The following is a 21,691-nucleotide window of genomic DNA, read 5'->3' as shown; positions in this document are numbered from 1 at the left end:
TATCGGCTGCAGTATTATTTCATGGGGATGAACTGCTTATGTTGAAACAGGTTTTGAACCTTCGACAAGCGCTTTACGTTGTGTATGCAACTCGCTCTGTTAAATCAAAGTATCACTGCCAGTCTGAGCCGTGTCACGCAGGCGTGAACCCGCGCTTCTTGAGCCACAGTTCGCAAAGTTGTGTCCATGTATGAGCCTCCGGATGCTCTTCGGCCAGGCCGATGCCATGTCTGCCGTTTTCATAGCAGTGAAGATCAAACGGCACTTTACAGCGGCTCAGCGCCCCTGCAAACAATAAGCTGTTCTCGACAGGCACACCTTCGTCATCGGAAGTGTGCCATATGAACACGGGCGGGGTCCGCTCCGTTACATTCAGCTCGGCTGAGAGACTGTTCGCCAGTTCCTCTGGGGCATCCACTCCGAGCAGATTATCCCTTGAACCGCGGTGAAGATAGGGATCCAGCAGAGTGATTACGGGATAGCATAGCACCATTAGATCTGGCCTGCAGCTTACTTGCTCGATCGGGTCATGGCTGTCCGGATCGCCGTTATCAAACTGCGTGCCGGCCGTCGCCGCCAGATGGCCTCCCGCGGAAAAACCGAGGATTCCTATTCTTCCCGGATCCACATTCAACTGCTGCGCGTGGCTTCTCACATAACGGACAGCGCGCTGGGCGTCCGACAGCGGTGCGGGATGTTGGTGCGGCGCCACACGGTAATTTAGCACGAATGCGGTGATGCCCTGTTTGTTAAGCCAGAGCGCGACAGGCTCTCCCTCATGATCGGCTCTCATCCTGTAGCCTCCGCCCGGACATACGATAACGGCAGCGCTTTCTTCTGTATCGTTCGCAGGATAAGCAGTGAGCGTCGGACTCTCCTGCTCTGTTGCAATACTCCACGGCGCCTGGCCGGGCCATAAATCAATACTCACGTCAGGTATTCCCCTTTCCCTTCCCATCTTGTCCATTTCCCATTATAAGGCAGCGGCTTACAGGCGTCTATTGCCGGCTGATACCCTTGATGGGTAATTATGTAGAAATATTGATGTGGCTCCCAGTGAAGTTTATGCCCCAACAAGCAAGCGAAAGGCCAGGGTTGCCCCTGGCCCTGCTTTTCCTGCTGGCAAATGCTGCTAGCTCTGTTTATTTTGTTCTGTCCGATTTGTGGAGGCGCCACCAGCACCAAGAGCATTTTTTGAGTTGTTGTTGTCTCCCATCGCTCCCTCACCCACCTGGTTGCCCATCGCCGCGCCAGCAACACCGCCTGCAACGGTGCCAGCCGGCCCCAACACGGAACCCACGGCAGCGCCAACAGCGGCACCGCCAACCGTTCCTACAGCTTCACCAGTGTCGACGTCAGCCGCGTTGGTCATGTTGCCGCCAGAAGAAGCACCGTTCCGATTATTGTTATTGTTATTTTCAGCCATCCCTGTCCACTCCCTCGTTTTGTAGTAGAGAAGCGCCGCTGTCATTGTCAGCGCAACTCCCGGAACTTATTGTGCCCGACCGCGATGGTAGAAATCCTAAATTGATAATTCCAAAAAGAACCTTGCGCTGCGAACCGGCTGGCTTATTCTTTCTCGTCAAACTCAAATTCAAAATCACCGATCCGGACGACTGATCCGTCTACCGCTCCCTTTTTACGCAGCTCTTTATCGACGCCCATTCTGCGAATAATTTGCGCAAATCGGAGCAGCGCATCATAGCTGTTGATGTTTACTCTCTTCAGCATGTTTTCGAGGCTCGCGCTTTCCACTACAAAGTCTTCGTTCTCGCGGCGCACCGTAAAATCATTATCCTCCCGGCGCTCCAGCTTGTACACCTTGCGTTCATCCACTTCAGCGACTTCCTCCACCAGCGGCGTCTCCGGTATTTGCTCAAGCAGGTCCATTACCTTGTACAGCAGCTCCCGCACACCCTGTCCGGCCACGGCCGAAATCGGGAAAACGGGATACTCACCATATTCCTCAAGCCTGTTCTTGAAGTCTTCCAGATAGACCTCGGCGTCCGGAATGTCCATTTTGTTCGCCACAATGATCTGCGGCCGTTCTTCCAGCCTGGCGTTATACAGCTTTAACTCGCCATTGATCTTCAACCAGTCGTCGAACGGATCGCGGCCTTCGGTGCCCGCCATATCGACAATATGAAGAATGAGCCTTGTCCGCTCCACATGGCGCAGAAATTCGTGGCCCAGGCCGACACCTTCGTGGGCACCCTCGATCAATCCGGGCAGGTCCGCCATGACAAAGCTGCGGCCGTCCCCCACATCCACTACGCCGAGATTCGGAGTCAGCGTAGTGAAGTGATAGGCTCCGATCTTCGGCTGCGCCGCGGAAACGACCGATAACAATGTCGATTTGCCCACACTCGGAAATCCGACCAAGCCTACATCCGCCATCACTTTAAGCTCAAGCACGATCCAACGCTCCTGGCCCTCTTCGCCGTTCTCGGCAATTTCCGGGGCCGGATTGCTCGGTGTTGCAAAACGGATATTGCCGCGTCCGCCGCGTCCGCCTTTGGCTATGACCACTTCCTGCCCGTGCCGGGTTAAATCCGCGACCACCTCATGCGTGTCCTCATCGATGACTACCGTACCTGGCGGGACTCTGACCACCAGATCGTCGGCGTTCGCGCCGTGCTGGCTTTTATTCCGTCCCTTTTCACCGCGTTCGGCTTTAAAATGCCTTTGGTAACGGAAATCCATCAAAGTGCGCAGGCCTTCGTCCACACGAAAAATGACATCCCCGCCGTTCCCACCGTCACCGCCTGCAGGTCCGCCTTCCGGAACATATTTCTCTCTGCGGAAAGATACGATCCCGTCGCCGCCGTTTCCGCCTTTGACAAATATTCTCGCTTTATCTACAAACATGACTCCACCCCTTTATGTATGGAATGGCAAACGAACCGTAAACGCCGCCTCGCCTTGTTCGAAGGCGCTTTCCTCGACTATAAGCACATTTCCCTTTTGTAATAATTTGCGCTTCAGCTCCGCTGCTAATTCGCTGCTGTTATATTGCCCCTGATACACAAAATCAAGCAGCAGTCCGCTGTCCTGCACTTCAAACTGAAGGTTTAGCACATTCGGCTCCCCGTCGGAAGACTGTGCGTGGCTCTTGAAAGCCTCTACAATCTCCCGCACTGCCTCGGTCACTGCTTCGCACCGCAGAGGCAGCAGTTGCAGCGGCAGCTCTTCCTCCATCTCCACCTCCAGCTCCATCACCGTAGAATCCGTTCTATAGGACAATAAATAAGCAACGAGAGATGGAATTCCGAGCTTGGAAATATAGCTTTCCTGAAACATTTTTCCCCTGATCTTTTCCACATACGGCAGCAGAGCTTCGAATTTTTTCAAAGAGATATATCCGTACAGAACTTGAATATCGTTCATCCAGTCATGGCGCACATGGTTCAGCGTCGCGATCATCTGCCTGTTTTTTTCCGCTTCCTTGTTTTCCACAGCCTCCGAAACCTTTTGGGAGCATACGGCTTTCTGCTTAGATATGATCCCAAGGACCGCCACTGTAATAAAAACAGCCAATGCGGCTCTAACCAGAAGTGCCGTCGCTGCCGCCAGCGCAACCATCGCTATGAGTAAAATACTGCCTAACAGGATAGACTTGCCCCTCGCATGATTCATTGTTTCTCCCCGTCTTTCACTGCTTGCCGTTACAGTATAGCATATTATCCCCACAAAAGTGATTTCAAGCTGCCGAAGTAAAATCCGTTAGAGTGTTGTTCCTTCAAAAAAAGACCTTGACGAACTTCGCCAAGGTCTTTAGGTTTGGGATTTGTCTTACGCTTCTACAGTCGCGGCCACCGGTGCGGCATCAGCAGGATATACGCTGACTTTCTTGCGGTCGCGGCCCCAACGTTCGAATTTCACGACGCCCTCCACTTTCGCGAACAAGGTGTCATCGGAACCGATGCCTACGTTGTTGCCAGGGTGGATTTTCGTTCCGCGTTGACGAACCAGGATGCTTCCAGCAGTAACGGTTTGTCCGTCAGCGCGCTTCACGCCAAGGCGCTTCGCGATGCTGTCGCGGCCGTTCTTTGTGGAACCTACTCCCTTTTTGGAAGCGAATAACTGAAGATTTAATTGTAACATTCCAGTCTACCTCCTTTTTTCGATAATGTGTATATATTCACTGTAATTCGTTTCGATGGTTTGCAGCATGATGACCATGGATTCCGCAATGAGCTGCACCTTCTCCGCCGCCTGTTCATCAAGGCCGTCCGGGACGGTGAACTCAAATAATCCATGCTCCATTCTATGCTCCATGATCAGACCGAGCAGAGCCTCAACCGCATTGTATGTGCCGACGGATATCGCAGAAACCGCCGAGCAAACAATATCTTTGCCGGGCACGTCGTATTCGGCGTGTCCCACGATCCTGCAGGAATGGATAGAGCCGTCGCTGCCGTTTCTTGTTACGGTGACGTTAATCATACGATTAAGCTTCGATCTTGCCGATAGTAACTTTCGTGTAAGGTTGTCTGTGACCTTGCTTACGACGGTAGTTCTTTTTGGCTTTGTATTTGTAAACGATGATTTTCTCGCCTTTGCCGTGTCTTTCCACTTTCGCGGAAACTTTCGCGCCGGACACTACAGGAGTTCCAAGAACCAACCCGTTGTCGCCGGAAACCGCCAGAACACGGTCAAAAACAAAATCTTCGCCCTCGCCGGCGCCCAATTTCTCGATGTATAGTACATCGCCTTCTTGAACTTTGTATTGCTTGCCGCCAGTTTCGATAATTGCGTACATTCGTTGCACCTCCTCATGTCATAAGACTCACCGCATCCAGGTGACGCAAACCGCGGTAAGCGTCGCGTACTTAGAACCCGACTCGTGTGGTTGCAGCATGTTTTGCAACATACCAAAGAAGTATATCACATTCGCTTGCAAGAAATCAATACCTAATATCCCGCTGCTGGGCTTTCCCGGTTCCCGAACAAGCCGGGCAAGGCGGCTCGGCCAGTTCGTCCGAGGTGTCCCTCACCTTCTTGCGGGTCATTTCCACAAGGCCGAGCTTGGTCCATCCTATAACGGTTGATTTGGTGCGGTCCTTCTTCAATTCCTCGGAAAGCGTCTGAAGCACCCGGTGGCGGTGTTCCTCCAGCTCCATGTCGATGAAATCGATTATAATAATTCCGCCCACATCGCGCAAGCGCAAAAGTCTGGCAATTTCCACAGCCGCTTCGCAATTGGTCTCGAACACGGTCTGCTCTAGATCCACCGAGCCCGTGAATTTTCCGGTATTGATATCGATCACCGTCAAAGCTTCCGTCAAATCGACAATCAGGTGTCCGCCGCTGGGCAGCCAGATTTTTCTCTGCAGAGACCGGCCCAGCTGCTTATCGATTCCATATTGCTCAAACACCCGCCGCTGTTCCGTGTGCAGCCGAACCTTCACCGCCATGCCGGGTGACACTTCACCCAGAATCGCTGCAATTTCACCGCGCATTTGAGGACTGTCGACAATAATTTCATCGATTTTCTCGCTGACTATGTCACGTACAAGGCGTGGAATCAGGCTTAAATCCGTAAAGATCCGGCTTGGGGCCGGAGCATTCCGCGACCGGGCCATCACCGAGGCCCAGAGATCACGCAGTTCCTGCAGATCGCGCTGCAGTTCGGTCAAGCTGCTTCCAGCCGCCACAGTGCGTATGATTACCCCTTCGCCAGGCTCTCGTATGCCGTCCGCTATATCTTTTAACCGGCTGCGTTCGGAGTCCGACTCGATTTTGCGGGACACGCCGACATAATCCGCATTAGGCATGTATACAATCCAGCGTCCGGGAATCGAATAATGGGTCGTCACTCTTGCGCCCTTGTCCCCTATAGGTTCCTTCGTCATCTGCACGATTACATTATGTCCCGCCTGGACGAGCTCATTGATCTGCGGCTTGAGCTTTGGCTGCTTTTCCAGATGTGCGGGCAGCAGGTCGTCTATATAGAGGAAGGCGTTCTTCTCCTGCCCGATATGGACAAAAGCAGCCTGCATCCCCTGCAGCACATTGACCACCCGGCCCACATACACATCACCGGCTTTCGGTGTCTCCTGCGAACGGTCCTTGTAATATTCCGTCAAGCTGCCGTCCTCCAGCAGAGCCGCATGGGCCCCGGCCGTCTGCCGGTTCGATTGGATCACGATTTGCTTCAACTTCTCACCTCCCGCGCATCAATCTCCTGACCATTCTGCCTGCTGAGCTCGCTTAATATTGCTAACCGCCTCGCTGCGTACGATGGAAACCCTCACCGCTCCCGTCCCGGGTGGATTGCCGGCAAGCCGTAAATTTATTATCTTAAAATACTGCTCCTCAATGTGGACGCAATACGAAGCCTTAAAGTTGCGCCTGTCAGGACTATTTTAACGAAAAAGCTCCGACACCGCACTACCTTGTTTTTTATCCACGAAAAATGTTTTCGTAAGCCGCTGTTCCGGCAGAACTGCCTGAATGCGGCCTCCCGGGTCCACGACATACACCAGATGATATTTTTCCCTCATAAACAGCTTCATAATCTGGCCGACGGGCTTCTGCCCGCTCACGACAATAGGCTGCGCGATCACACCCGCTTCCATCCACTCGCGCACTCTTGCCTCCCGTGCAATCAGGAACCGGAGGAAGTGAAACGAAAGATGGCGGTAGCTGTACCAGTTGGAATATACCAGGAAAAGCCCGATGACCAGCAGGTTAAGCTGAATCCCCCCGAACATGCCGCTCAGCAGCGCAACCGCCGTAGCCAGCGCGCCAAGCCCCACGCTGAGCACGGTAGTATACAGAATCGCTTGGTGGTAGGGCATCAGGAAGCTGAGAACGCTCTGCATCATCTTCCCACCGTCAAGCGGAAGGATAGGCAGCAGATTGAACAAACCTATGAGTAGATTGGCCGCGATAAAATAATTCCACCACTCCGAATCTGCTCCGGCCCCCTTCATCACCCAGGCAAAAAAGATCAGAAAGCCGTTCTGAAGCGGACCCGCAGCGGCCACGACGATTTCTTCCCAGGCGGGAACCGTCCCAAGCTCCTCTACGACAGCCGCGCCTCCGAACGGCAGCAGGCGAACTTCTTGTATTCTCCAACCGAGATTTTTGGCCGCGGCGAGATGGCCCAGCTCATGCAGCAGCACAATCGCGAACAGAGTAACGACCTCCAGGAAATAACCCGTAAGGACGGACAGAAAGATGACAATCGAGAAAAGCGGATGAACCCTGAATGCCGTGCCGAATATTTTAATCAAATCGTACCACATCCAGCGGATTAATAAATTCCTTGTCTTTCATCACGGCAAAATAAAGCGTTCCCACGTCCTTCCGCTTATCCTGCGCCACTTTTCCAATCGCCTCTCCGCCCTTGATCCAGTCGCTTTGCTGCACATAGCTCTTATCGATCCAGCCGTACACGGATTGCAGCTTATCCGCATGCTGGACAATGACCGTGAACCCCGTATCCTCACGCTGGCCTGCATAAATGACAAGCCCGGTCGCTAATGCGCTCACCGTTGCGTCTGCTTTCGTCTCCACGATGATTCCGAGATGGCTGGCGTCGAAAGGAGCCGCTATTTTCCCCTGTACGGGCACGAAAAAGCTTTTGTTGAGCGAGGTGCTCACTTTTCTTGCATCAGGCTGTTTATCGCCAAAAACGGGGATGAACGAAGGAGCTCCTTGAAAAGTTTTGTCATACCATACGGCAAGCTTGTCAAAAGGCTTAGATTCCGTCAAAGAGGTTCGAATGAAACGTTTCGCTTCGTCGGCAAGCGGGTGGTTTACTTGGAATATCCCCCACACCAGACCGAACAGAATGGCCGAGATCAACATTTTTCGGGCAAAATTTCGTATGAGGAGTGTGCCGCTGGGCTCCTCCCACTCTTCCTCCAATTCATTCCATGAGGCGGCGGCGCCCCACTCCCGTTTATATTTCTGGTTCCACACAAATTCGGGATCGTTCCAGTCTCCCTGAGCGGCCTCGTCCCGTCGGTAAAGCCGACGCTCGTCCGTTTCGTAAGAGCGCGGCGGCCCCACCTGCGGGGTCATGTCCCGGTAATGTACATTGTGTTCTTCCACTTCGTAAGAGCGCGGCAGTCCGCTTTCGTGCCGGGAGGAGGGCTTTTCTCTATACGGGGAAGGCTGCATTCCGTGTGCTGTGCGCGATTGCTGGATCTCCCTGATTCGGTCCGTTCTTCTTTGGCGGACTTTGTCTTTCGTTTCCATGGCGGATCTCCTCCCGAGGCGGCGTTAGGGTGCGTCCTAACGGCTTGTTCGCTTACTTCATCCTATGAGGACAAGGGAAGAATTATAACAAAGAGGACAACCGCCTGCACAGCCAAAAAAAAGCCGCCAGGATAAAATGCTTGTCCTGACGGTGCCTTCTATTCCACGCACGACGTGTGGGGATGCAGCCCGAATAAATATGGTTCACTTCGACCTCAACGTACTCGGCTCTTAACGGAGCGCAGGCGCCTTGGCGATCTTTTTAATACGAAGGTTCGGTCTCCTGATGCACTTTAATGCTCATCACAAACCCGATGGAAATCATGTTGATCAGCAGCGAGCTTCCCCCGTAAGAGACGAACGGTAACGTGATCCCTGTTAAAGGCATAATGCCGATCATCATACCGACATTTTCAAAAATCTGGAACACCAGCATGGAAACGATACCAACAATGATATAGGAGCCTGTTATATCCGTGCATTGAATGCCAATAATAATCATCCGATAGATAAACACGAAATAAAGCAGCAGCAGGACGGAGCAGCCTACAAATCCGAACTCCTCCCCGACTACCACAAAGATCGAATCCGTATAAGCGATGGGAATAAAATTGCTGTGAATAGAGCTCCCATGCAGATAGCCCTCCCCGAACAAGGAGCCTGAGCCAATGGCGATAATGGCATTTTGTACATGGTAAGAATCCTTCTTGGAAGCGGCGCTTGGATTAAGGAACGTATCGATCCGTCCCATCCAGTGGTCGGAGCCTACCGTTGACTTCAGAAAAGCTCTGATTTCCTCATGGTAGCTCTGATACAGAGTCAAGGATAAAAACAGCACACCCGCTATAATCGATGTGGCGACAAGCACATGTGTATATTTAATGTTGCCGATCCAGTAAATGCCAAGCAGAATGACGATAAATATAACCGCGTTCCCCAAGTCCGGCTGGATGACAACCAGGACAAAGGGAACGAACATAATAAGCCCGATCGGAATGACATCGTGCAAAAGCTCCAGATTCTCTCCCTGCTTTCTTGCCATATAAGCAGCTAAAGCGATAATAAGAATGAGCTTGAACAATTCCACCGGCTGAAAATCAAACCCGAACGGCAGTTTGAACCATCCTCGAGCTCCATTGATCTCCGTTCCGAGCACATATACAGCAACCAACATAAGGATACCTGCCCCATACAAATAAGGGACAATCTTCACGATTGCTTTGTAATCGACCATCATGGCCGCTAGAAATCCTATAATCCCAATTGTAAAAATCAGAATCATTTTCGGTATCCCGATCGAAATCGAAGGGGAATCCACGGTGGCGCTGTGGACGAGCAGCATGCTGAGTGCCATAAAGACGACAAGCAGTCCGACAATCACCATATCTATTTTTTTAAATTTTACCAGCAAGGGAATCTCATCCTATCCCAAGAAACTTCTTCACCCTCTTGAATACCCCCGGCTTTTGCTCCATGGGCATCAGAGGCACGGTGTCGCCAAGGATGCGGCGTCCGATGTTGCGGTAAGCCATGGCCGCCCGCGAATTCGGGTTCATCACCGTCGGCTCTCCGGAATTTGCAGCCTTTATGACATATTCATCATCCGGCACAATCCCCAGCAGATCGATCGCGAGTACCTGGCAGATCTCGTCGATGTCCAACATTTCGCCCTTCTTCACCATATTGGCGCGGATGCGGTTAATGATCAGCTTAGGAGATTGGATCTGCTCATTCTCCAGCAGCCCGATGATCCGGTCGGCGTCACGGACAGCGGCATTCTCCGGCGTAGTGACGACGATGGCCTTGTCCGCTCCCGCCACCGCGTTCTTGAAGCCTTGCTCGATCCCCGCGGGGCAATCGATAATAACGTAATCGTGCGTCTTCTTCAATTCCAATATGATATCCTTCACCTGTTCCGGCGAAACGGCATGCTTATCCTTGGTCTGCGCGGCGGGCAAAAGGTAAAGCTCGTCAAATCTTTTATCTTTGATAAGCGCTTGAGGCAGACGGCATCTCCCTTCGGCTACGTCGACAAGATCATAGATGATCCGGTTTTCCAGTCCCATGACCACATCGAGATTGCGGAGGCCGATGTCCGTGTCCACCATGCACACTTTTTTGCCTTGAATAGCCAGTGCCGTTCCGATATTGGCCGAAGTCGTCGTCTTGCCGACACCGCCTTTTCCCGAAGTGACTACAATCGCCTCACCCATCGGACCATTCACTCCTTTGTCAGTGGTTAATCCCGAATCAATCGGAACAATTGGTTGATTTTATTGATCTCCATCCGGCCTTCTTTAATATAGGCGTAATCCATATAGGAGGAGTCCTCTATCCCCCACTCGTCCGGAGGGCGGGAAATGATATTGGCGATTCTCAGCTGGGTCGGCTTCAAGAGGGACGCCGCAATCACCGCGCTTTCATCGCCATCCCTACCCGCGTGGGCCATGCCTTTGAGCGAGCCCATTACATAGATGCTGCCGGTGCTGAGAATCGTTCCTCCGGGATTCACATCGCCCATAAAAAGGATATTGCCGTCATGCTGAATCGTCTGTCCGGAGCGGACCATGCCTTTTACAAGCTCAATTTTGGCAAAATCCAATCCCGGCTGCTCCTCCCGCACATCGCTCTCGATCGACCGGACAAGCAGATTGCCCTTTTGGGAGATGATCCGGTGAATCTCTTCCTTTTCTTCCTCGCCGATCTGCCTCTGCCCCAGCTTCACGTGCACATGGATAATGGGACCGGACAGAAATTTTTTGTGCGTTTTCTCAAGCTTGTGCAGCAGTTCTCTATATAAATCGTCGATTTCGCATTGGTCATCCAAAAGAAAGATTAATCCGTCCTTGATGCCTTTTATGGTAACGTGGTGCTTTACTGCAGTCATAGACTCCTTCAACCCCCTAACCTAGCTATTTCGGCTCCGAGGGTATATATTCCTTCTTAGGCGCCCAAATTAATCCTCGCCGCGGCTCTGCACTTCGATCGATTCCAGCCATTTTCGGACGGGAACATAGATGATAAGAGCAAATAACAAGTTCACCAGAATGCTAGGCAGCATTTGATGGGTCAGAGCCCACTTCAAATCGATGCGCATAATGTTAAACACACGATAAATGCCGAAGGTCAATAATTCGAATACAGTGCTGCCAAGAAAAATAACCGATAGAGCGAACAGCAGGTTGAGATGGATTTTGCGGTTGGCAAGGCCCGCCACGTAGCCGCTCACCGCCATCGAGAAGGCATATATGCCCAGCATCGGGCCGTAATAAGTCAAATCATGGAGAGATCCGAAGATGAGGCCAAAGATTAACGCCCAGCGCGGGTTAAGATATAAGCCTATATATAAGACCACAACAAGCACGAGATGCGGCGCGATAAGGACCTTGGTCTGCCAAGCCTCGGGAATGATCAGATCGAGTACGGTGCCTTCCAGCAAAAACAATGCAAAAACGACAAGCCAAAGCATATACCGGTTCATGGTCACCTGCCCTCCGGCACTTCAACTACAAACACCTCGCGAAGATGCTGGAAGGAGGCCATCGGTTTAATCATTGCCTTGGGAGTGATCGCGAAATCATCCTCTTTGATGGCGACTACCTTTCCTATTACGATTCCTCTCGGAAACACCTGGCCCAAACCCGACGTAATGACGACATCGTTCACCTGGACGCCCTGGATTTTGGTCATGGAGAGCAGGCCCTCTTCCTTTGAAAAGTTCACGATGACTCCGAAGGATTGGTCCTCTTTGCCCTGGACGGTGGCGGAAATCGCTTTGGTCGTGTTCTCGCTGTCGTTGATATCGTCCAGAAGCTGGACATTCGAGTAGAACGGATAGACGTTCGTAACGCGGCCCACCAACCCGTCCACGGACATCACTGCCATATTCGGTTTTATACCGTCTTTCTCTCCCAGATTGATCGCTTTGGTAGAGTTATAGGCATCCGGACTGGACGCTATCACTTCGGCAACGCGAAACTTGTAATTGTTCGATTGCTTTTGGCGGTCGGTGAATCCCAGCATATCTTTGAGCCGGACGTTCTGGGATTTCAGGTCGTTCAGGCGGGCCGTATCCATCGCGTAATGGCTTAAAGTGGATTTCAACACACGGTTCTCTTCATAAATGGTTCTCAAGGAGTACATCTCTTCAAAGAACCCCGCTATAGAGCGGGCGGGCTTATAGATCATTCCCTGCATCCAGGAAACAGTGTCTTTCACCAGCTTCTCGGGCCAAGTCAATTTATCTCTTTGTCCGAGGGTGAGGCCCATCAAGGCGACAAAAAGAATAAACAGAAGCATGAGGACAAGAAGACGTTTATTCCCCATAAATTTCAACAAGCGGAGCACCTTCTAACCATGGATCGTCTTAACGTCTGGATCTGCCGGACGAGCCGGAATTCTTTTTGAACAGATGAATGTGGTCCAACGCGCGCCCGGTCCCGATCGCTACGCAATCCAGCGGATTCTCGGCCACCATGACGGGCATGCCGGTTTCTTTGGCAAGGAGCTTGTCCAAATTGCGCAGCAAGCCTCCGCCTCCGGTCAATACAATACCGCGGTCCATAATGTCTGCGGACAGTTCCGGCGGGCACTTCTCCAACGTGATCTTCACCGCGTCTACAATGCTGTTCACCGTATCCGTCAAAGCATCCGTAATTTCGTGGGACGAGACGGTCATCGTCTTGGGCAATCCGCTCACGAGGTCGCGGCCGCGGATTTCATACAGTTCAGGGCTGTCGGTAGGCATAGCGGAACCGATCTCGATCTTCAGCTGTTCCGAGGTCCTTTCCCCGATCATCAGGTTATACGTTTTCTTGATATACTGCATGATGGCTTCGTCCATCTCGTCGCCCGCGATGCGGATGGAACGGCTGGTAACGATGCCGCCGAGCGAGATGACCGCCACTTCCGTCGTTCCGCCGCCGATATCGACGACCATGCTGCCCGTCGGCTCCCATACCGGAAGATCGGCGCCTATCGCTGCCGCGAACGGCTCTTCGATCGTATAGGCATCTCTTGCTCCGGCCTGCTTCGTAGCGTCCTCTACCGCTCTCTTCTCTACCGCCGTAATACCGGAAGGTACGCATACCATCACGCTCGGATGGCGTTGGAACAGCCAGCGGTCCTTTTGGGCCTGCTTCAAGAAATAACGGATCATCGTTGCGGTTGTTTCGAAATCCGCGATGACCCCGTCTTTCATCGGCCGTACCGCGCGGATGTTGCCCGGAGTGCGTCCGATCATTTTCTTGGCGTTATCGCCTACGGCTTCAATCGTTTTTGTATCTGTTCTCAGGGCGACCACCGATGGCTCCCTGACGACAATTCCTTTTCCTTTGACAAAAACCAGCGTATTCGCTGTTCCAAGATCAATCCCCAAATCTTTTGTGAAACCACCAAACATGCTTTAAATCTCCCTTCCGGTTAACCAATCTATGTAGCGGAGTGTGTGCTGCCCAAAGACGGCACTTAGATCATTATATTACATTAAGCCTTGTTCCTTCAAACTAATATACCTGTTATCGCCAATGACAATATGATCCAGTACGTCAATACCGATAATCTCTCCAACTTCTACCAATCTCGCTGTCATCTGCACATCTTCGGGGCTTGGAGCGGGATCCCCGCTGGGATGGTTGTGGGCGCAGACGATCGACGCGCTGCTGCGCTGGATGGCGGCTTTAAACACTTCTCTCGGATGTACGATCGAGGCGTTCAAGCTTCCCATGGAGAGCGTCTCTTGACCCACGACATGATTCTTCGTATTGAGAAAGAGGCAGACAAAATGTTCCTTCTGCAAATACCGCATATCTTCCATCAACAGATCTGCCGCGTCCTTGGGAGAACGGATCGTGACCTTGCCGCCGCCGGTCGTTCTGGCCAGCCGCCGTCCGAGCTCGATGCCGGCTTGAAGTTGAAGCGCCTTGGCCGGCCCGATGCCTTTGATCTGTTGCAGCTGCTCGGCGCTCATATCGACCAGATTGCGCAGGCCGCCCGACTCGGCCAGAATCCTTTGGGCCAAGTGTACGGCCGATGCGGCTACCGTTCCCGTTCGCAGCAGTATTGCGATCAGCTCCGCGTTGCTCAGCGTGTGTGCGCCGTAGTGCAGCATGCGTTCCCTGGGCCTTTCTTCAACAGGTACTTCTCTTAAGGTTAAATACGGTAAAGCCATGAATTCCCTTCTTTCTAATTGAAATTAAACTGCATTACAGAATTTGAACACCCATCTCCTCGAGAATTTGGCTTTTAACAGAAACAGCGGCAGCCCGACTACGGTAAAATAATCTCCTTCGATCCGTTCCACGAGCAGGGACCCTACGCCTTGAATGCCGTAGGAGCCGGCTTTGTAGTGCACAATGGTTCTTTCCGTAGGGAATCATCCCCATTTTGTGACATTTGGCAGACATTTAAGGCAACCGTGGATACAAAAGACTACTTAACAGCCCCTGCTTTATAAAAAACGGTGGCATTGTTGCCGCCACCGTTTCCATCAGGATCATCACCATTATTAGGATGAAGTAGTTGCTCAATACTTGCTTTAAGGTAAATTGTAGGTTCGGTCAAGGATATAATGAGTGGAGCAGGATATCTTGCCGACTCTTCGTCAATAATTATCTTCTCTCGATCAAGAGGACTTCTCTTATATCCGTAAGGGACAGATGCCAGATATTTGCCCTCTTTCATCCTAGATTTGATATTTTCTTTGACTTTTCGACTAATATCCTTAAACATACAACTCATTATACCATGTTTTGACCCCTAGAATCGAATCATCATCTACAAATGAGTCATAATTGTCGCTTATTAAAATGATTCAAACACCCATACGCTTCATGTCTTCTAGGAACAGCAACGTATATGCGTTATGTCGTGTAATTAGGGAGGCGATCGTCATGATGAAGCGAAATAAAGTATTCGAAGAAGTACGGTACAAAGTGGCTCAAGAAGCATTGAACGGAATAAAAACCGGGGCTCTTGCCCGAAAGTACGACGTCACGCCTAAGACCATCCGCAACTGGGTGAAGTAGTACCAAGAAACCTTTTGTGCCGACGCGGCCTACACTGGATGAGCGAATCGCCGAATCGAAACGCTAGATACCTGTACAAACCGCTTCGATTTTCCAGCTGTAAAATCGGCTCTACCTTCTCAGGATCATGGAATTTGAGATAATGCTCGCTTTATCGCGTTCGTCCAGGAAAGGAACATGACCGCTATATTGAAACGGAACGAGGACTGAATTGTGGATGAGCTTATTGGTTTCCTGGGCATCTGCAAATTGTTGGACGGACGCTGCCGAAATCAAAAAGTTGATCGGTTATATTCCAGGAGAAATTGCATTTCCCGATGCACCGACGGGAACAGAGTTTTTGAGAAGGCAAGCGGAATTACTGGGATTAAAGGATATGTCATATGCGGAGAGCATTATACAAAAGCTGCAGCTTGATCCTACAGCCAACTTGAAAAGAATCTCCAAGGGGATGAAGCAGAAAACGGCGATTGTCGCAGCTTTGATGGCCGATCCCGACATTTTGATTCTGGATGAGCCTACCACAGGGTTAGACCCGCTAATGCGCGCTGAGTTCGTAGACATATTGAAGGAAGAAAAGAAGAAAGGCAAGACGATTTTCATGTCCAGTCATATGTTTCAAGAAGTTCAGCATACTTGTGACAAGGTCGCGTTAAACAAGGGAGGAAGGGTGGTTGCGGTCAAACCGACCGTCGACATAAAGCACAACGAAAACAAGGTGTATAAAATCGAGTTCCTTTCCCGCGAGGCATGCTTGCCAAAACCTTCTATGGCATTCAGGGTGTACTGCTGCCAATCGTATTCATCCTTATGAGCGCCAACAGTCTCATCGCTTCGCAAGACGATAGAGGGTCTATGGCATACTTACTCTCTACTCCTTTATGTGCTTGGCATACGCGTCTTCAAATTGCCGCTATGACGAATTTTTCTATGTGACTTGTCGGTCTTCACAATACGATAAGCACGAAAAATAACATACAATTTCCATGGAACAACAAAGAACTACATTGTGTTAAAGTAAGTAATTACTCACTTTTTATTGACACCAAAACTGCGCGGTGATATTATTAAGTAAGTACTTACTCACTTATTTTAATCAAATAACTCACGAAGGAGGTGAATCGGTTTTGAACAACAATTTGTTGAATGAAATCCTATCGTCACAATCAGCAAAACTAACAGTAAAGCAAGAACGGATTGTCGAGGCAGCAATTCGACTGTTTGCAGAAAAGGGCTATTCAAATACTTCAACGTCTGAAATCGCCAAGGTTGCCGAGGTATCTGAGGCAAGTATCTTTAAGCAGTATGGAACGAAAGACAAGCTACTGTTATCCCTTATTGTCTCTCATTTGAAGGAATTCTTGCCTTCTATGGCGGACGAGGTAATTGGTCAAATCAGCAAAGCTAATTCCACTTTTGAAGGATTCTTAGCAGAGCTTCTTAAAAATCGCGTTGAATTCGGCTTGGAAAACAAGGAAATATTCCAAGTAATCATAAAGGAATTAATTTATAAAGAGGAATTGAAAAACGAACTCCTCCCTTACATTTCAGAAGTAGTTACTTCGCGTCTAACCCAAGTTATCGAGTTATTTAAAGAACGCGGTGAACTTATTGACATCCCAACCGACAGAATTCTAAAGTTGCTTTTCACGTTCATTGGTGGATTCCTTGCTTCGCGTTTTGTGTTGTTGAATAAGGAGTCAATTAACGACGAGGAAATTGAAGATGCGATCCGTTTTATAATGGATGGCATTCGAAAATCATCTTCCGATAATGAGTGATTGTATAAAAAGGAGAAACATTTATTATGAATATTTTTAAAAACAGGCTCGTGCTGTTGTCGCCAATCATTGCTTTGTTGGTCATATTTATTTTTTCACTTACACTTTTCCCATCTGTTCAAGTCCAACCAAAGAACTTACCAATCGCCATTGTCAACGAAGACCAAGGATTTGAAATCCCAAATCAACCAAAGATGAATATGGGGCAAACTATCGTTGACATGATGCAGAAGACTTCATCTTCAACATCTGGGAAAGACCCCGCTGTAAAATGGGTGCAAGTAAAAAGTGTTGAAGAAGTACAAAACGGCCTAAATAACCGAGAGTATTACGCGGCGTTTGTTATTCCAAAAGATTTTAGTGCGAGGCAAGCTTCTTTGCGCACTCCAACGCCTAATTCGCCTGAAGTTCAAATCTATATTAATCAAGGTATGAACACTGCGGCTTCCACAATGGCAGCGCAAATCCTGAATGGAGTCGTCGATAACATGAACAACAATGTTCGTACCCAACTCCTCGAAGGATTTAAAAATCAAGGTGCAGCACTGACGCCGGATCAGGCTTCTAAATTGGTAAGTCCTATTGTCAAAAAAGTTACCAATGTCAACGAAATAGGCACGAAAAGCGCAAACGGCAATGCTCCTGTTTCCTTATTCCAACCACTTTGGATGGCAAGTTTAGCGACCGCAGCGGTCCTCTTTATAGCCGTAAGCAAGACAACATCTAAAACCAGAAGAGAGAGCCTTACTACGAAGTTAATGCAGATTGTAATAGGTGGTGTTGTTGCGGTAGTCGTTGGTTTTGGATTAACTTGGCTTACAGACAGTATGGTGGGACTTCATATTCCGCAGTTTACAGATACAGCAGTTTTCTTAACGATTGCGTTCTTCAGCTTTTTCTTGATGATATCCGCTGTTGTTTCGTGGTTGGGCTTCGCTGGAATTTCCATTTTTGCGTTACTCCTTTTCTTTGGTGCACCATTACTTGCTTTAGCCCCTGAAATGATGTCCCCGTTCTATCAGGACTGGGTGTATTCTTGGTTGCCAATGCGTTTCATGGTGGAAGGTCTTCGAGAATTGTTTTTCTTCGGTAAAGGATTAAGTTGGAATAATGCAGTATCATCGCTTACTTGGATTGGTTTAGTGAGCGCCATTGTTATCCTTGGTTCTGTTTTGAAACACCGTGCAGTACAAAAACAGCAAAAACTTGAAGGCTAAAAAATAAAGCATGCGAATCGTGAAGTTGATTCATGTGCTTTTATTTTTGTTGCAAGGAACCCTTCGTTCTCCTGGCCTTCAAAACCACATTGGGAGAAAGACTGATCGCCGATCGATACTTGGCCGGCGTAAACTATATCGCTGATAGCGGAAGTCTGGAATATATCGGAGGAAAATTCGACGGCAACTGGATGCGCCTGCTTCCTCCTTCAACGACAGCCAGGAGATGAGCGCTTGGGCCAGACCAGCCCTTTGACGCAGCGGTGCAATCGGGCCTCATGGTCGGTCGCACAGACACAGGCTTTGCCCCTAAGGAAAACGCTACTCGCGCGTAAGCCGCCCAGGTCGTTTATAATGTGATCAAAAAGCTGTAGCTGATTCCGCCTGCACAAGCAGTGAAGTTAAAATATTAGGGCGCCCTCAATGGGTGCCCTTGTTTATAACGCAGTAACTCGGATTGACGGAGGAGTGGAATTGCTGCCCCCCTATTTTACCGTATTATGAAGTGGCCCATAACCCATCTCACCACGCCGCGCTCGAAAATATTCAATTTCAGCTGCAAACCTTTTTTCATTGATCTGATTGATCGTCTCCAGAGGATCGCTCTCCAAATCAAACAAAACTTCAGTATAATCCGGACCGTAATATTGGTATTTCAAATGATCCCTCTTTATCATCACCTGGCCGAAGAAATATTGCGAAATCGTTTCGTTATACCATTGCCCCGTCCCTTCCATAAGCGGCACTAAACTGCGGCCGTCCAGACCGTCCGGAACAGGAATATTCGTCAAATCACACAATGTCGGAAATAGATCATACAGGTTTACATTTTCCAAACTGACCTTGCCTCCGGAAAACCGTTTCGGCCACCGTATAATCAAAGGAACCTTTACGCTAGCCTCATAAAAATTACCCTTCCACCAGCGACCATGTTCACCAAGCATTTCTCCATGGTCACCGCTGTAGATAATAATCCAATCATCGAGGTTTTGTCCGGCTTGTTCCAACGCATCCAGAATGCTGCGGCAATATCCGTCCATCGTTTCTACCATTGCATAATAGGCTGCGGTGGCCCTTCGAAGGTCCCGCTCCGACACGTCAACACCGGGCCTAACCAGATTTTTGCCGAGCATTGGGTGATCAGACACGTGTTGTGCCAAGAACGGCTCCACTCTATTCATGTAATAGTTGAATTTATTCTCTTCCGCCGTGAAGGGATAATGCGGTTGAGCAAAAACAACCTTCAGCAGAATAGGGCGCTCATTCACTCGATCGTCATAAGGGCTGTTAAAATATTCATTAATAAGGTCCAAGGCACCCTGCAGCGTATACTCATCTCGAACCACCTGATAGCCGCGGCCGATGCCGGCACGCTGAATATGCTCCACTTCATTGCGATTCAGCGGCTTCGCAAATTTGGCGTATTCTTCTTCCACCCGGCCCTCTGTCAGTTCTGCGTTGGCTAATCCGAGCAATTTGGTCCACCCCTGCATAATATCCAAGCCAAAATGGAAATTTTGCCCGCACAGCACGGTTTGATAGCCGTATTGGGCCAGCCTGCGCGCAAACGTCATATGTCCAGGCTGCAAATCTTGTCCCTGCACATCGCAGCCGCACGTACGGGGAAGCTGACCCGCCATCAAAGATTGCCGAGCAGGAACACATATGGGACTCGGGCAGTAAGCGTTCTGGAAGATAATGCCTGTTTCAGCCAGTTTGTCCAATGTCGGCGTCCTTACAACCGCATTGCCTGAATAGCCTGTTACATCCGCACGGTGCTGGTCGCTCATAAGATACAATATATTGGGACGGCGTGCCATCGCTTCTTCCCCCTTCCGCTAAGTTCTCCAAGAAAGATCAAATTCTTTGTAAATTTGAAAAGACTCATCATCGTTCATTTGCAGCAGCAGACAAACCGAACCGACGGTAAATTCCGTGAACGCGCCAAAAATTTGGTTAAGCTGAACGCTTAATTCGGCATATCGGCCACCGTTATATGGAGTGAGCAGCGTAAAATGCGGATGCCATTGGTCCAATATTTCTTTGTAATAAAACTTAAGCAGACGGTTTGCTGCAAACTGCTGACCTTCCGTTAAAACGGGATTTTGCAAATAACCTCTCAATTCCCGGGTGCCTGTTCCTAAAGGATTGAGACGGGCAATAACGAGTGTGTGAAACATTTTTAAGACATCATTTGCATCATAACGCAATACTGCGGATTGCCGGTTTTCTCCGAAAAAAGTAATAAAATTCTCTTCATTTTTTTGCAACTCGAAAGGAGTTTCAGGATTTAGACAGCCAATGATGTCTTGCAATTCGGTTTCAATGCGGTGAAGATCCCTCAAATGAAAATCAACGGCCGGTCCGATGGTAACATGCAGTCCGTATGGGCTTGAAAGCCGGGTCCAATTCGCATCAAAATCCTTTACGACGCTCTTTACTTCCTGTGCCAATTCTACGCTTGTGCCTGAGCGAACATCGTATCCTAACATGGACGAGCCCAACCGATAAAACAGTTCCTCTTGACGAGGAATAAAATAAACGGCAAATTTAGGCATGCGGTCCTCCTGAATCATGTCTTGTAACTTTGAGCGTCGTATTAAATGCATAAGCCGTCGTAAGCGACGGTAACGTTATAACCGGTTTGATGGAATGCCTCCTGCAGCTCATCATGCAAATAAGGCTGTTTGTGGTTTATATGTGTAGCATAAATTTTTGTATTTCCATCGATAAAACCGATAGCTGACATCTTGTCCAGCATCAGCACAAAATTGGGGATGTCCAAATGTTGATTGACATACAGCCCCCGGTCATCCCTTCCCCCATACGTGCATTCCATGATCAGAATATCCGTCTTTTTCCCTGTCAGAAACCCCCATGTTTGTTCTCCGTACCAACCCGTGTCACTTGCATAACACAAGTTCTTGCCATCATTTAATGTGATCAGATAGTTGTGGGCATATTCCCCAGCACCAAACGCGCGATGATTTCCTTTCAATGGCGTCACCGTCAAATCGCCGGCTTGAAAGGGTTGAAAAGGCTGCACTACTATGAAACGAAACATCTGCTCAACAGCTTTCTTATGCTCCGCCGTATAGTTAACGGAGTATCTCTCAAGCAGCGTTTCTGCCCAACCTGCGGCTTCCGGGCTTAAATAAATATTTAAAGGCTGCTCCTTCGTCTTAACAGCATATTCTTTCAGCAATATTTCCGCCAAATCAAAATGATCCTTATGCGTGTGTGTAATCAGAAGATGCTCGAGTTCGAATACGTCTAAGCCATGCTTCATCATTTGATAAAAGGAATCCGGACTGAAGTCGATCTGATGCTTGGCGTCAATCCGAAAAGAAGTGCGGCTGCGGATGTTTTTTCCACCGATCCTTCTCGCTTGCTGACAATAGTCACACCGGCAAAAAATACTGGGTATCGCCTCCCCGGCACTAGTGCCCAAGAACAT

26 protein-coding genes, 1 pseudogene and 1 other annotated feature are annotated in these 21,691 nt (G+C 49.6%); of the genes and pseudogenes, 5 read left to right on the top strand and 22 right to left on the bottom strand.

Translation table 11 applies throughout. The features are described 5' to 3' along the window. Positions 1-133: 133 nt before the first annotated feature. The 19 genes and pseudogenes from ACZ5N7_RS00665 to ACZ5N7_RS00575 form a co-directional block, all read right to left on the bottom strand. The gene (locus ACZ5N7_RS00665) at positions 134-931 is read right to left on the bottom strand and encodes an alpha/beta hydrolase (protein WP_464656468.1); all 798 of its coding nucleotides are present in this window, start codon (positions 929-931) and stop codon (positions 134-136) included. 201 nt (positions 932-1,132) lie between these two features. Continuing rightward, a complete protein-coding gene (locus tag ACZ5N7_RS00660; protein WP_464656467.1) occupies positions 1,133-1,426 on the bottom strand; it encodes a hypothetical protein in 294 nt (97 codons plus the stop codon). A gap of 143 nt (positions 1,427-1,569) precedes the next feature. Beyond that, entirely contained in the window at positions 1,570-2,868 is a 1,299-nt protein-coding gene (gene obgE / locus ACZ5N7_RS00655) for a GTPase ObgE (RefSeq protein ID WP_464656465.1), read from the bottom strand. Positions 2,869-2,880: 12 nt separating this feature from the next. Further along, positions 2,881-3,636, bottom strand: a complete 756-nt coding sequence (locus ACZ5N7_RS00650) for a Spo0B domain-containing protein (RefSeq protein ID WP_464656463.1) — start codon at positions 3,634-3,636, stop codon at positions 2,881-2,883. 156 nt (positions 3,637-3,792) lie between these two features. Further along, positions 3,793-4,104, bottom strand: a complete 312-nt coding sequence (gene rpmA, locus ACZ5N7_RS00645; protein WP_464656461.1) for a 50S ribosomal protein L27 — start codon at positions 4,102-4,104, stop codon at positions 3,793-3,795. 6 nt (positions 4,105-4,110) lie between these two features. Next, a complete protein-coding gene (locus tag ACZ5N7_RS00640) occupies positions 4,111-4,446 on the bottom strand; it encodes a ribosomal-processing cysteine protease Prp (RefSeq protein WP_464656459.1) in 336 nt (111 codons plus the stop codon). Positions 4,447-4,450: 4 nt separating this feature from the next. After that, positions 4,451-4,762 (bottom strand): 50S ribosomal protein L21, encoded by a 312-nt coding sequence (gene rplU / locus ACZ5N7_RS00635; protein ID WP_464656457.1) that lies wholly within the window; start codon positions 4,760-4,762, stop codon positions 4,451-4,453. Between the two features lie 13 nt (positions 4,763-4,775). Beyond that, positions 4,776-4,864, bottom strand: a sequence feature (ribosomal protein L21 leader region). Positions 4,865-4,907: 43 nt separating this feature from the next. Then, complete coding sequence (locus ACZ5N7_RS00630) at positions 4,908-6,161, bottom strand: Rne/Rng family ribonuclease (protein ID WP_464656455.1); 1,254 nt, start codon at positions 6,159-6,161, stop codon at positions 4,908-4,910. Positions 6,162-6,368: 207 nt separating this feature from the next. Then, a complete protein-coding gene (locus ACZ5N7_RS00625) occupies positions 6,369-7,241 on the bottom strand; it encodes a site-2 protease family protein (RefSeq protein WP_464656453.1) in 873 nt (290 codons plus the stop codon). After that, positions 7,234-8,211, bottom strand: coding sequence for a peptidoglycan DD-metalloendopeptidase family protein (locus ACZ5N7_RS00620; protein ID WP_464656451.1), 978 nt, complete (start codon positions 8,209-8,211; stop codon positions 7,234-7,236). The genes ACZ5N7_RS00625 and ACZ5N7_RS00620 overlap by 8 nt, the downstream gene beginning before the upstream one ends. Before the next feature lie 262 nt (positions 8,212-8,473). After that, positions 8,474-9,622: an FtsW/RodA/SpoVE family cell cycle protein gene (locus ACZ5N7_RS00615; RefSeq protein ID WP_464656450.1), complete on the bottom strand. Its 1,149-nt coding sequence runs from the start codon at positions 9,620-9,622 to the stop codon at positions 8,474-8,476. Between the two features lie 7 nt (positions 9,623-9,629). After that, on the bottom strand, positions 9,630-10,424 hold the full coding sequence (gene minD / locus ACZ5N7_RS00610) for a septum site-determining protein MinD (protein WP_464656448.1): 795 nt from the start codon (positions 10,422-10,424) through the stop codon (positions 9,630-9,632). 26 nt (positions 10,425-10,450) lie between these two features. Further along, positions 10,451-11,098, bottom strand: a complete 648-nt coding sequence (locus tag ACZ5N7_RS00605; protein ID WP_464656446.1) for a septum site-determining protein MinC — start codon at positions 11,096-11,098, stop codon at positions 10,451-10,453. 69 nt (positions 11,099-11,167) lie between these two features. Beyond that, a complete protein-coding gene (gene mreD, locus ACZ5N7_RS00600) occupies positions 11,168-11,692 on the bottom strand; it encodes a rod shape-determining protein MreD (RefSeq protein ID WP_464656444.1) in 525 nt (174 codons plus the stop codon). A 2-nt stretch (positions 11,693-11,694) separates the two neighbouring features. Then, complete coding sequence (gene mreC / locus ACZ5N7_RS00595) at positions 11,695-12,549, bottom strand: rod shape-determining protein MreC (protein ID WP_464656442.1); 855 nt, start codon at positions 12,547-12,549, stop codon at positions 11,695-11,697. Positions 12,550-12,577: 28 nt separating this feature from the next. Beyond that, positions 12,578-13,612, bottom strand: a complete 1,035-nt coding sequence (locus ACZ5N7_RS00590) for a rod shape-determining protein (protein WP_464656440.1) — start codon at positions 13,610-13,612, stop codon at positions 12,578-12,580. A gap of 78 nt (positions 13,613-13,690) precedes the next feature. Further along, the gene (gene radC, locus ACZ5N7_RS00585; RefSeq protein ID WP_464656438.1) at positions 13,691-14,380 is read right to left on the bottom strand and encodes a RadC family protein; all 690 of its coding nucleotides are present in this window, start codon (positions 14,378-14,380) and stop codon (positions 13,691-13,693) included. Between the two features lie 34 nt (positions 14,381-14,414). After that, a pseudogene (locus tag ACZ5N7_RS00580) lies at positions 14,415-14,554 on the bottom strand (Maf family protein); the annotation flags it as partial. Positions 14,555-14,640: 86 nt separating this feature from the next. Continuing rightward, positions 14,641-14,940 (bottom strand): hypothetical protein, encoded by a 300-nt coding sequence (locus ACZ5N7_RS00575; protein ID WP_464656436.1) that lies wholly within the window; start codon positions 14,938-14,940, stop codon positions 14,641-14,643. Between the two features lie 161 nt (positions 14,941-15,101). On the opposite strand from ACZ5N7_RS00575, the gene ACZ5N7_RS00570 reads away from it, so the two are divergent. The 5 genes from ACZ5N7_RS00570 (at position 15,102) to ACZ5N7_RS00550 (ending at position 18,569) form a co-directional block, all read left to right on the top strand. Then, the gene (locus ACZ5N7_RS00570; RefSeq protein ID WP_464656434.1) at positions 15,102-15,236 is read left to right on the top strand and encodes a transposase; all 135 of its coding nucleotides are present in this window, start codon (positions 15,102-15,104) and stop codon (positions 15,234-15,236) included. A 217-nt stretch (positions 15,237-15,453) separates the two neighbouring features. Next, a complete protein-coding gene (locus ACZ5N7_RS00565; protein WP_464656432.1) occupies positions 15,454-16,050 on the top strand; it encodes an AAA family ATPase in 597 nt (198 codons plus the stop codon). A gap of 313 nt (positions 16,051-16,363) precedes the next feature. Then, on the top strand, positions 16,364-17,017 hold the full coding sequence (locus tag ACZ5N7_RS00560) for a TetR/AcrR family transcriptional regulator (protein WP_464656430.1): 654 nt from the start codon (positions 16,364-16,366) through the stop codon (positions 17,015-17,017). 32 nt (positions 17,018-17,049) lie between these two features. Beyond that, positions 17,050-18,234: a YhgE/Pip domain-containing protein gene (locus ACZ5N7_RS00555; protein ID WP_464659082.1), complete on the top strand. Its 1,185-nt coding sequence runs from the start codon at positions 17,050-17,052 to the stop codon at positions 18,232-18,234. Positions 18,235-18,497: 263 nt separating this feature from the next. Then, on the top strand, positions 18,498-18,569 hold the full coding sequence (locus ACZ5N7_RS00550) for an S-layer homology domain-containing protein (protein WP_464659080.1): 72 nt from the start codon (positions 18,498-18,500) through the stop codon (positions 18,567-18,569). A gap of 150 nt (positions 18,570-18,719) precedes the next feature. Here the strand turns inward: ACZ5N7_RS00550 and ACZ5N7_RS00545 are convergent, their stop codons facing one another. From ACZ5N7_RS00545 to ACZ5N7_RS00535, 3 genes are read right to left on the bottom strand one after another with little or no spacing between them, the layout of a single operon-like run. Further along, the gene (locus ACZ5N7_RS00545) at positions 18,720-20,054 is read right to left on the bottom strand and encodes a sulfatase-like hydrolase/transferase (RefSeq protein ID WP_464656428.1); all 1,335 of its coding nucleotides are present in this window, start codon (positions 20,052-20,054) and stop codon (positions 18,720-18,722) included. Positions 20,055-20,072: 18 nt separating this feature from the next. Next, positions 20,073-20,792: a hypothetical protein gene (locus tag ACZ5N7_RS00540; RefSeq protein ID WP_464656426.1), complete on the bottom strand. Its 720-nt coding sequence runs from the start codon at positions 20,790-20,792 to the stop codon at positions 20,073-20,075. 41 nt (positions 20,793-20,833) lie between these two features. After that, positions 20,834-21,691, bottom strand: a complete 858-nt coding sequence (locus tag ACZ5N7_RS00535; protein WP_464659078.1) for an MBL fold metallo-hydrolase — start codon at positions 21,689-21,691, stop codon at positions 20,834-20,836.

Source organism: Paenibacillus sp. JCM 18996, from assembly GCF_055392555.1.
The sequence above is the reverse complement of the archived record's forward strand: the minus strand, read 5'-3'. Positions and strand labels throughout refer to the sequence as shown.